Source organism: Mycetocola sp. (genome assembly GCF_046716805.1).
Classification (GTDB): Bacteria; Actinomycetota; Actinomycetes; order Actinomycetales; family Microbacteriaceae; genus Mycetocola_A.
Genome location: NZ_JBKJWH010000128.1, coordinates 1 through 10,399 on the forward strand (window position 1 = coordinate 1; position 10,399 = coordinate 10,399).

Sequence of the window (10,399 nt, forward strand, 5' to 3'; positions counted from 1 at the left end):
GAACAGAACCGACCGATCGGAGCACCATGTCACGCGCCGTCATCATCGACGCCATTCGCACCGCATCAGGGCGCGGTAAACCGGGCGGCGGGCTGAGCGATATCCACCCGGTCGACCTGCTGGCGCAGACCCTCCAGCAGCTGATGGAGCGAGCCGGCATCGACCCTGCGCTGATCGACGACGTCATCGCCGGCTGTGTCACCCAGGCCGGGCGCCAGTCGGTGAACATCGCCCGCAACGCGGTGCTCGCCGCCGGGTTCCCGGAGAGCGTGCCGGGGACGACGATCGACCGGCAGTGCGGGTCGAGCCAGCAGGCGGCCCAGTTCGCCGCCCAGTCGATCCTCAGCGGAACGAACGACTGCGTCATCGCGTGCGGAGTCGAACAGATGAGCCGCCAGCCGATCGGCTACGCCACACTCGGTGAGGACGCCTCCGGTCCCATGCTGCGGGAGCGCTACCCGGACGGGCTTGTCCATCAGGGCATCTCCGCCGAACTCATCGCCTCGCGCTGGGGAATCAGCCGGGCGGAGCTCGACGCGTACGCCGCCGGATCCCACGCGCGGGCTGCCTCCGCCATCGACCGGGGTCTGTTCATGACCGAGGTCGTGCCGATCACCGTGACCGCGGCGGACGGGAGCAGCACACGGTTCGACGTCGACGAGACGGTTCGGCGCGGCACCACCGCAGACGCCCTCGCGGGACTCTCACCGGCGTTCCGCACCGACGAGTACGCCGAGCGCTTTCCTGAGATCGGCTGGGACATCACCGCGGGCAACTCCTCGCCGCTCACCGACGGCGCCTCAGCGGCTCTCATCATGAGCGAAGAAAAGGCTGAGGAGCTGGGGCTGACCCCGCTCGCGCGATTCGTGGGCTTCGCCCAGGTGGGCAGCGACCCGATCGAGATGCTCACCGGCATCCTTCCCGCCACGAGGCGGGTGCTCGACCGCACCGGCATCCGGGTCGACGAGATCGACGTCTTCGAGGTGAACGAGGCATTCGCCTCCGTGCCGCTCGCCTGGCAGCGTGAATTCGACGTCGATGCGACCCGGCTCAACCCGTGGGGCGGGGCGATCGCGCTCGGCCACCCGCTCGGCGCCTCCGGCACCCGGCTGCTCGCCACCCTCGTCAACACCCTCCGCACCGGCGGCGGGCGATACGGGCTTCAGACCATGTGTGAGGGCGGCGGCATGGCCAACGCCACGATTCTCGAGAGGATCTGAGCGCCCAGGCGCACGCCGACAGGAGAATCGGTCGCGCCGCGACGCTCAGCAGGAGAAATCACACGGATGTGCTCGGGTGATCCTGTCGGGCATCGCACCCGGCGTTGTAGATCGGGCACAACAACGCCGCACGGCAACGGCGGCGGGAACAGCCGCCGCCGACAACGGGAGTGGAGCGCCGGCCAGCCGCCCCCTAGGCTCGCAGCACACCCGCTCAGCACCCCAGCCCAGCACTGTGAGGAACCAGCAATGAAGCTTGACGAAGCATCCGCCGTCATCACCGGCGGCGCCTCGGGGCTCGGCAACGCCACCGCCACCCGCCTGGCTGCGTCCGGGGTCTCGGTCGTGATCGTGGACCTGCCCTCGTCTGCCGGTGCGGATGCCGCGGCGCGGCTGGGCGGGAACGCCCGGTTCGTTCCCGCCGACGTGTCGAATGAGGAGGAGGTGCAGGCGGCGGTCGACGCGGCGGTCGCGCTTGCACCACTCCGGATCGTGGTCAATTGCGCGGGCGTTGCAACCCCGGGGAAGATCCTCGGCAGGGATGGCACGCTGCCCCTCGCGACCTTCACCCGGGTTCTCGAAATCAACCTGATCGGCACGTTCAACGTGGTGCGCCTCGCCGCTGCGGCGATGGTCGAGGTCGAACCGGACGCCGACGGCGAACGTGGCGTGATCATCAACACGGCATCCGTTGCTGCGTTCGACGGGCAGATCGGGCAGCCCGCATACGCGGCGTCGAAGGGCGGCGTGCACGCGATGACGCTGCCGCTCGCGCGGGAGTTCGCGCGCTACGGCATCCGTGTCAACACCATCGCCCCCGGCATCATGGAGACCCCGATGCTCAAGGGGCTGCCGCAGGCCGCCCAGGATTCGCTCGGCGAACAGGTGCCGTTCCCGTCGCGGCTCGGCCGCCCGAACGAGTACGCGGCGCTCGTGCAGCACATCGTCGACAACCCCTACCTGAACGGCGAAACGATCCGTCTCGACGGTGCCATCCGGATGGCGCCCAAGTAGCGCTCCGGCGAAAACACTCGTTCCGGTCGGGATCACCCCGCGCACCGAGTGATCCCGTCCGCAACGTGTGATCCCGTCCTTTTTTCCCACCCCCCTTGCACCGAAAGTGACCGCATGACCGACAGCATCCTTCTCACCGTCGACAACGGACTCGCCCGGATCACCCTCAACCGACCCCAGCGCCTCAACGCGATCAACGCCGAGGCCGCCCAGGCCTGGCGGGACATCACCGCGGAGGTGGCTGAGCGTTCGGATGTCGGAGCTGTGCTCTTCGATGCGGTCGGCCCCGCCTTCTGTGCCGGGGGAGACGTCGCCGAGATGTCAGCCATGGGCGGGAGCGTGAGCTCGATCGGCGACTTCGCCGACATCATCCACGAGGGCCACCGGACACTGTCGGCGATGCCGAAGCCCATTGTCGCGGCGGTGAACGGCGCGGTCGCCGGCGGCGGGCTGGGCTTCATGCTCGTGGCCGACTACATCGTCGCCGCGAAGTCAGCGAAGTTCGTCTCGAAATACGCCGACATCGGCCTCACCCCCGATTGCGGAGTGTCGACGCTGCTGCCCGAGGCGGTCGGCATGCGCCGTGCCCTTCAGCTCACCCTGACGAGCCGGTCGCTCGACGCCGACGAAGCGCTGGACTGGGGTCTCGTGTCCGAGGTCGTCGCCGACGGCGAGACGGATGCTCGCGCCCGCGAGATCGCCGCCGGCTGGCTGTCCGGCGCAACCGCGGCATTCGGAGAGGCCAAGCGGCTCCTCCGCGGCGGGGTCGGTCGCGACTACGCCACCGCACTCGACGATGAGGCCCGCACCATCGGCGCGGCCTTCGAAACCGCCGACGCGCGGGCGCGGATCGGCGCGTTCCTCGCCCGCTCGGCCCGCCGCTGACATCCGCCGCGGCCGCCAGAACACCCACCCCGGACCAGAACACCCGCTACGCCGCGTGAATTCGTCCGCAACGGATGAATTGAGCCCGCGGCATCCGCCCTCTCCGCCTCTCCAACGAAAGTGACCCCATGACCGCTTCACTCGCCGGAAAGACCCTCCTCATGTCGGGCGGCAGCCGCGGCATCGGCCTCGCCATCGCGCTCCGTGCCGCCAGCGACGGCGCCAACGTCGTGCTGCTCGCCAAGACCGACACCCCGGACCCGCGGCTCGAGGGTACGATCCACACCGCCGCTGAGGCCATCCACGAGGCGGGCGGGCAGGCGCTCGCCGTCGTCGGCGACGTGCGGAACGACGAGGACATCGCCAACGCCGTCACGCAGGCGGTGTCAGCGTTCGGCGGCATCGACATCGTCGTCAACAACGCCAGCGTGATCAGCCTGGCTCGCACCCTCGACCTCGACCCGAAGCGGTTCGACCTCATGCAGGACGTCAACCTGCGCGGCACCTTCATGCTGTCCCGAGCGGCGATCCCGCACCTCAAGGAGTCAGAAAACGCCCACATCCTCTCGCTCAGCCCGCCGATCAACCTCGACCCGAAGTGGCTCGGCGCCCACACCGGCTACACCCTTGCGAAGTACGGCATGTCGCTGGCCACCCTCGGATTCGCCGCCGAATTCGCCCGCGACGGCATCGCCGCCAACACGCTCTGGCCGCGCACGACGATCAAGACCGCCGCGGTCGGCAACATCCTCGGCGGGGAGGCGCTGCTCGCCCGGAGCCGCACGCCGGAGATTTACGCGGATGCCGCCTGGCAGGTCCTGACGAAACCGTCACGCGAGTACACGGGCCAGTCCCTCATTGTCGAGGACGTGCTGATCGCCGCCGGGGTCACCGACTTCTCGCAGTACGCCCCGGGTGTCGCCGAGAAGGACCTGTTCCCCGACATCTTCCTGTAGCCGCAAGGTTCCTCCGCGCCAGATCACCCGGTGCGGACGGGATCACCCGGGGTACCGGATGACCAGGTCCGGAACGGGTGATGTCACGGGTCTAGGCTCGAACCGACCGGGAAGGAGCGGGAGTGGGTGAACTGCTGACGAGTGTCGCCGACGGCGTCGGCCGCCTCACCCTGAACCGCCCCGACGCTCTCAACGCCATCAACCACGCGATGGTTCTCGGCATCCGGAACGCCCTCGCCCGGTGGCGCACCGACCCTGAAGTCTCCCTCGTCGTCCTCGACGGTGCCGGCGACCGCGGCCTCAGCGCCGGCGGCGACATCCGTGCCCTGCACGCCAACGCCCTCGCCGGTCGCAACGATCTCACCCGGCACTTCTGGCACGACGAGTACGAGCTGTGCGCCATCATCGACGAGTACCCCAAACCGTTTCTCTCGATCATGGACGGAATCACCATGGGTGGAGGCGTCGGCGCGTCCGCCCACGCGAGCATCCGCATCGTCACCGAGAAGAGCCGTGTCGCCATGCCCGAAACCCGCATCGGATTCAGCCCCGATGTCGGCGGCACCCACCTCCTCGCCCGCGCGCCGGGCGAGCTCGGCACCTACCTGGCGCTCAATGCGGCGACGATGACCCCATCGGATGCTCTCGCGTGCGGTTTCGCGGACTATTACGTGCCCTCAGAGCGGCTCCCGCACCTCTACCAGGCACTCGGCGAGCGGGCTGACCCGGGCTCCCCGGCCGAGATCATTCTCCTGTTCGATGAGACCCCGCCGCCGTCAGAACTGGTAGCGCACAGGGACTGGATCGACCGGTGCTATTCGGCTGAGAGCGTCGCGGACATCATCGAGCGTCTCGGCGCCGAGTCGAACCGCGACGCCAGGGTCGCAGCCGACGCCCTCACCCGGCTGTCACCGCTCGCCCTGACCGTGGCGCTCGCCGCCGTGCGCACGGCTCGCGGACTCGGTACCCTCCGGGCGTCGCTCGCGCAGGAATACCGGGTGTCCTCGTGGCTGGCCGACCAGCCCGACTGGGCCGAAGGCATCCGCGCGCAGGTGATCGACAAGGACCGCAAACCGCGGTGGATGCCGTCGACCCTGGCGGCTGTTCCGGCGAACGTAGCGGACGTCGCGCTCAACCACCACCCGCCGCGGCACTGACGCCGGTATACGGAGAGGCGCCGAAGAGGCGGTAATTCTCTCATTCTCGTGCGCTGGGTATACCCAAGGGTCTTCGCCGCGTATGCTGAGTGCGTGCGAGCAAGTGATCGGGCCTACGCCGCCCTCAAGGAGGACATCCTCCAGTGGCGGCTGGCCCCCGGCACGGTGCTCGGCGAAACCGAGCAGTCGGAGCGCCTCGGCATCTCCCGAACCCCACTCCGCGAAGCCATCACCCGCCTGGCAGCCGAAGGGCTGATCGACACCCAACGCGGCCGGGCCGGCGTCGTCACCGACGTGTCACCGGCCAACCTGCCGGAACTGTTCGAACTCCGCGAGGCGCTGGAAACCCAGGCGGCGCGCCTGGCAGCCCGTCGTCGCAACACGCAAACCTTCGAGCAGCTGCGCGAGGACTTCCTCGCCGCCCCGGCGGCCCTCACCGACGGCGCGAGCGGCTATTACGACCTCGTCGCTCGCCTCGACGCCGCGATCGACGACGCCGTCGCCAACCCATTCCTCCTCGCCTCGCTCGCTGGCCTCCGCAACCACCTCGCCCGGATCCGCCGGCTCGCGCAAGACAACCCAGCCCGCCTCGCCGAGTCGGTGTCTGAGCACCTGCTCATCGTCCAGGCCATCCTCGACCGTGACGAGATGCTTGCCGCCCAGGCCACTGCTGTGCACCTGCGCAAGAGTCTCGCCAACCTCCTCGACGCCACCGGCACTGCCGCGGGCGTCGTCACGTCCTCCACGAAGGGAACACCATGAAGAGCCATCACCTGAGGGTCCACCGAAGTGACGAGAACCTCGAGCGCGCCGGTCAGCTCGCGTGGGCGATCGCCGAGGTCGCCGCAGACCCGGTCGAGGTCTCCGCCGAGGTCACCGACATGATCATCAACCGGGTGATCGACAACGCGGCCGTCGCCGCGGCATCCCTCACGCGCGCGCCCGTCGTCTCGGCCCGGTCGCAGGCGCTCGCCCACCCGGTGACCACCGGCGGCAACGGGTCGACCGTGTTCGGGCCGGATGCCGCCCGCCGCGTCAGCCCGGAATGGGCGGCCTGGGCGAACGGCGTGGCAGTGCGTGAGCTTGACTATCACGACACGTTCCTCGCCGCCGAGTACTCCCACCCGGGCGACAACATCCCGCCGATCGTCGCTGTCGCCCAGCACGTCGGAGCGACCGGACGCGACCTCGTGCGTGGCATCGCCACCGGCTACGAGATCCAGATCGACCTGGTCAAGGCGATCAGCCTGCACAAGCACAAGATCGACCACGTCGCCCACCTCGGTCCATCCGCCGCCGCGGGCATCGGCACCCTGCTGGGTCTCGACGTCGAGACGATCTTCCAGGCCGTCGGCCAGGCGCTCCACACCACGACCGCTACCCGCCAATCCCGCAAGGGCCAGATTTCCACCTGGAAAGCTCACGCTCCCGCCTTCGCCGGCAAAATGGCGGTCGAGGCCGTCGACCGCGCGATGCGCGGCCAGACCTCGCCGGAACCGATCTACGAGGGCGAAGACGGCGTACTCGCCTGGCTGCTCGACGGGCCGGATGCCTCATACGACGTGCCGCTGCCGGAGCAGGGCGAACCCAAACTCGCCATCCTCGACAGCTACACCAAGGAACACTCGGCCGAGTACCAGGCTCAGGCCTGGATCGACCTCGCCCGCAAGCTGCACTCGGAGCATCCGGCTCTGCTTGAACCCGGCGCGATTGATTCCATCGTGATCCACACCTCGCACCACACCCACTACGTGATCGGCTCGGGCGCGAACGACCCGCAGAAGTACGACCCGACGGCGTCGCGCGAGACGCTCGACCACTCGATCCCGTACATCTTCACCGTTGCCCTGCAGGACGGGCGCTGGCACCATGTCGACTCCTACTCTCCGGCGCGCGCCGGCCGGGAGGACACCGTCGCCCTGTGGAACCGGGTCACCACCCAGGAGGACGAGGAATGGACCCGCCGGTACCACTCGCTCGATCCCGCAGAGAAGGCGTTCGGCGGCCGTGTCGAAATCGTTCTCACGGATGGTTCGACGATCGTCGATGAGATCGCCGTCGCTGACGCCCACCCGCTCGGCGCGCGGCCCTTCGCCCGCGAGGACTATGTCGCGAAATTCCGCACGCTCGCCGCTGACGTTGTCGAGCCGGAGGAGATCGAGCGATTCCTCGACCTCGTCCAGCGCCTGCCCGAACTCACCGCCGAGGAGCTCAGCGGACTCACCATCCAGGCCGCGGCCGGGGTCCTCACCTCGGTGCCATCGCCGAAAGGACTGTTCTGAATGTTGTATTCAACGACCACACCCGAGGACAAAAGGCGGATCTTCCGCGAACGGCTCTCCAGCGGCGAACTGCTCCGCTTCCCCGGCGCGTTCAACCCGCTGTCGGCCCGGCTGATCGAGCAGAAGGGCTTCGACGGCGTCTACATCTCTGGCGCTGTTCTCAGCGCAGACCTGGGTTTGCCTGACATCGGCCTCACGACGCTCACCGAGGTGGCCGGCCGGGCAAAACAGATCGCCCGGATGACGGAACTCCCGGCGCTCGTCGACGCCGATACCGGATTCGGCGAACCGATGAACGTCGCCCGAACCATCCAGGAGCTGGAGGATGCCGGGCTGGCCGGCATGCACATCGAAGACCAGGTCAACCCCAAGCGCTGCGGCCACCTCGACGGCAAGCAGGTCGTCGACGAATCGACGGCTCTGAAACGCATCCGCGCTGCCGCCGATGCACGCCGTGACGACAACTTCCTGATCATGGCGCGCACCGACATCCGCGCCGTCGATGGTCTCGATGCCGCCGTCGACCGGGCGAAGAAACTCGTCGACGCCGGCGCGGACGCCATCTTCCCCGAGGCGATGCGCGACCTCCGCGAGTTCGAGGCGATCCGCACAGCAGTCGACGTGCCGGTCCTCGCCAACATGACCGAGTTTGGCAAGAGCGAGCTGTTCACGACAGCCCAGCTTGCCGCCGTCGGGATCAACATCGTCATCTGGCCGGTGTCGCTTCTGCGCATCGCGATGGGCGCCGCCGGGCGCGCACTCGACACAATCACTGAAGAAGGGGCGCTCACGTCGAAGCTTGGTGAGATGCAGCACCGGGCAGACCTGTACGAACTTCTCGACTACGAGGCGTACAACCACTTCGACACGTCGGTGTTCAACTTCACCGTCGCAAAGTAAGCAGCTCGCCGGGCAAACCGTCATAGGCGGTGGACCCGCCAGTACATAGGGTGGACTGAGACCCAGCGCCCGCACGGAGCAAAAGGAGCACGGAATGACAGAAACCGACATCAAAAAGGGCCTCGCGGGCGTCGTCGTCGACTACACCGCGGTGTCCAAGGTCAACCCGGAGTCCAATTCCCTGCTCTATCGCGGTTACCCGGTGCAGGAACTCGCTGCCAGCTGCCGTTTCGAGCAGGTTGCCTACCTGCTCTGGTACGGCGAGCTGCCGACGGATGCCGAGTTGAAGGCCTTCGAGGATGTCGAACGCGGCCAGCGTGCGCTCGGCGACAATGTGAAGGCCCTCATCGACCTCATCCCGACGACCGCGCATCCGATGGATGTCGTGCGTACGGCCGTCAGCGCGATCGGCGCCTCTGACCCGGACGCCGACCTGGCCACCGTCGAGTCGAGCCTCAACAAGGCCGCCAGGCTCTACGCCCAGCTTCCGGCGATCGTCGCCTACGACCAACGCCGCCGCCGTGGGGAGGAGCTCGTCGAACCGCGCGACGACCTGAACTACTCCGAAAACTTTCTCTGGATGACCTTCGGTGAAGTGCCGGATCCGGTCGTCGTCGACGCGTTCACCGTGTCGATGATCCTCTACGCCGAGCACTCCTTCAACGCGTCGACCTTCACCGCCCGTGTCATCACGTCGACGCTCAGCGACCTGTACTCCGCCGTCGTCGGCGGCATCGGCGCGCTCAAGGGTGCCCTGCACGGTGGAGCGAACGAAGCCGTCATGCACACCTTCGACGAGATCGGCACCGCAGACAAGGCCGAGGCGTGGCTCGAGGACGCCCTTGCCAACAAGCGCAAGATCATGGGCTTCGGGCACCGGGTGTACAAGAACGGTGACTCGCGCGTGCCCACGATGAAGGCCGCCCTCGACACCCTCGCCGAACACTACGACCGGCCGGACATGCTCGAGCTGTACCAGACGCTCGAACAGGCGATGGCGTCGCGCAAGAACATCAAGCCCAATCTGGACTACCCGTCCGGCCCCGCGTACCACCTGATGGGTTTCGACACCCTGACCTTCACGCCGCTGTTCGTCGCGTCGCGGGTCGTCGGCTGGACCGCGCACATCATGGAGCAAGCGGCGTCGAACGCGCTCATCCGCCCGCTGTCCGCCTACAACGGGCCAGACGAACGGCACCTGCCCGCCTGACACGAAACGCCCGGTCCCGCCGATGTTGTGGGCTGGGTGCAGAGCCCGCCCGGCCTCGATCGCCACGCCTTGTCCTTCCTCTACAGCGCGGATGCCTCGCCGCCGGGAACCGCGTAGCATCCGTGGATGCACATGATCTTCCGCACCCTGCTTCTGTTCTGGCGCGCACCGCGGGCCGGGCGGCGGGGCACCCCGCTCGGGCACTACGACGTCGGCCGGCTCCCGATGCGCACCCTGCCGACAGACCTCGACCTCAACCACCACATGAACAACGGCGTCTACCTGTCGGTGCTCGACCTCGGCCGGTTCGACCTGCTCATCCGCAACGGCATCTGGGACATCCTCACGGGTCGCGGCTGGTACCCGGTCGTCGTCTCCGAAACGATCACGTTCCGCAAGTCGCTGACGCTGTGGCAGAGGTTCGTCGTCGAGACCCGGGTGTCCGGCTACGACGAGAAGGCGGTCTTCGTCGAGCAGCGCATCGTCGTGGACGGTGACATCTACGCCCAGGCCGTGATTCGCGCCCGGTTCCTCAAGAAGCGCGGCGGAACCGTCTCGGTCGACGAGCTCATCGACGCGATCGGCACGGTTCCGCCGGATCTGCGGTTGCCGGAGTGGCAGGTGCGCTGGGGCATGGATGTTGCGCTGCCGTCGACCTCCGTGCCGGCGCCGAGCGAGTGGCCGGGTGCGGGGCCGGGCGACCCGCGCGGAGGCGCGCTGTCCCCACAGGAGGCGGTCGACGGGATCGCGCACCGGCGCCCATGGGCGCCCGACC

10 protein-coding genes are annotated in these 10,399 nt (G+C 68.2%); all 10 read left to right on the forward strand.

From position 1 onward, the window contains the following. Positions 1–26: 26 nt before the first annotated feature. Positions 27–1,220: a thiolase family protein gene (locus ACLQ62_RS10255; RefSeq protein WP_411721545.1), complete on the forward strand. Its 1,194-nt coding sequence runs from the start codon at positions 27–29 to the stop codon at positions 1,218–1,220. Between the two features lie 249 nt (positions 1,221–1,469). Next, positions 1,470–2,234 (forward strand): 3-hydroxyacyl-CoA dehydrogenase, encoded by a 765-nt coding sequence (locus ACLQ62_RS10260; protein ID WP_411721536.1) that lies wholly within the window; start codon positions 1,470–1,472, stop codon positions 2,232–2,234. A gap of 114 nt (positions 2,235–2,348) precedes the next feature. Continuing rightward, positions 2,349–3,119 (forward strand): enoyl-CoA hydratase/isomerase family protein, encoded by a 771-nt coding sequence (locus tag ACLQ62_RS10265; RefSeq protein ID WP_411721537.1) that lies wholly within the window; start codon positions 2,349–2,351, stop codon positions 3,117–3,119. 128 nt (positions 3,120–3,247) lie between these two features. Beyond that, positions 3,248–4,075, forward strand: a complete 828-nt coding sequence (locus ACLQ62_RS10270) for an SDR family oxidoreductase (RefSeq protein WP_411721538.1) — start codon at positions 3,248–3,250, stop codon at positions 4,073–4,075. A 122-nt stretch (positions 4,076–4,197) separates the two neighbouring features. Then, a complete protein-coding gene (locus ACLQ62_RS10275) occupies positions 4,198–5,232 on the forward strand; it encodes an enoyl-CoA hydratase/isomerase family protein (RefSeq protein WP_411721539.1) in 1,035 nt (344 codons plus the stop codon). 93 nt (positions 5,233–5,325) lie between these two features. Beyond that, on the forward strand, positions 5,326–5,994 hold the full coding sequence (locus tag ACLQ62_RS10280) for a GntR family transcriptional regulator (RefSeq protein ID WP_411721540.1): 669 nt from the start codon (positions 5,326–5,328) through the stop codon (positions 5,992–5,994). After that, on the forward strand, positions 5,991–7,514 hold the full coding sequence (locus tag ACLQ62_RS10285) for an MmgE/PrpD family protein (protein WP_411721541.1): 1,524 nt from the start codon (positions 5,991–5,993) through the stop codon (positions 7,512–7,514). Before ACLQ62_RS10280 ends, ACLQ62_RS10285 begins: the two co-directional genes overlap by 4 nt. After that, positions 7,515–8,414 (forward strand): methylisocitrate lyase, encoded by a 900-nt coding sequence (gene prpB, locus ACLQ62_RS10290; protein ID WP_411721542.1) that lies wholly within the window; start codon positions 7,515–7,517, stop codon positions 8,412–8,414. A gap of 94 nt (positions 8,415–8,508) precedes the next feature. Then, the gene (locus ACLQ62_RS10295) at positions 8,509–9,624 is read left to right on the forward strand and encodes a bifunctional 2-methylcitrate synthase/citrate synthase (RefSeq protein ID WP_411721543.1); all 1,116 of its coding nucleotides are present in this window, start codon (positions 8,509–8,511) and stop codon (positions 9,622–9,624) included. Positions 9,625–9,750: 126 nt separating this feature from the next. Beyond that, positions 9,751–10,399, forward strand: a 649-nt coding sequence (locus ACLQ62_RS10300; protein ID WP_411721544.1) for an acyl-CoA thioesterase, incomplete at its 3' end; no start/stop codon positions are given.

Excerpts from the sequence above, each read along its gene's own strand:
- ACLQ62_RS10295 (WP_411721543.1), top strand. The coding sequence starts at position 8,509 with ATGACAGAAACCGACATCAAAAAGGGCCTCGCGGGCGTCGTCGTCGAC.
- ACLQ62_RS10260 (WP_411721536.1), top strand. The coding sequence starts at position 1,470 with ATGAAGCTTGACGAAGCATCCGCCGTCATCACCGGCGGCGCCTCGGGG.
- ACLQ62_RS10265 (WP_411721537.1), top strand. The coding sequence starts at position 2,349 with ATGACCGACAGCATCCTTCTCACCGTCGACAACGGACTCGCCCGGATC.
- ACLQ62_RS10285 (WP_411721541.1), top strand. The coding sequence starts at position 5,991 with ATGAAGAGCCATCACCTGAGGGTCCACCGAAGTGACGAGAACCTCGAG.
- ACLQ62_RS10255 (WP_411721545.1), top strand. The coding sequence starts at position 27 with ATGTCACGCGCCGTCATCATCGACGCCATTCGCACCGCATCAGGGCGC.
- prpB (WP_411721542.1), top strand. The coding sequence starts at position 7,515 with ATGTTGTATTCAACGACCACACCCGAGGACAAAAGGCGGATCTTCCGC.
- ACLQ62_RS10270 (WP_411721538.1), top strand. The coding sequence starts at position 3,248 with ATGACCGCTTCACTCGCCGGAAAGACCCTCCTCATGTCGGGCGGCAGC.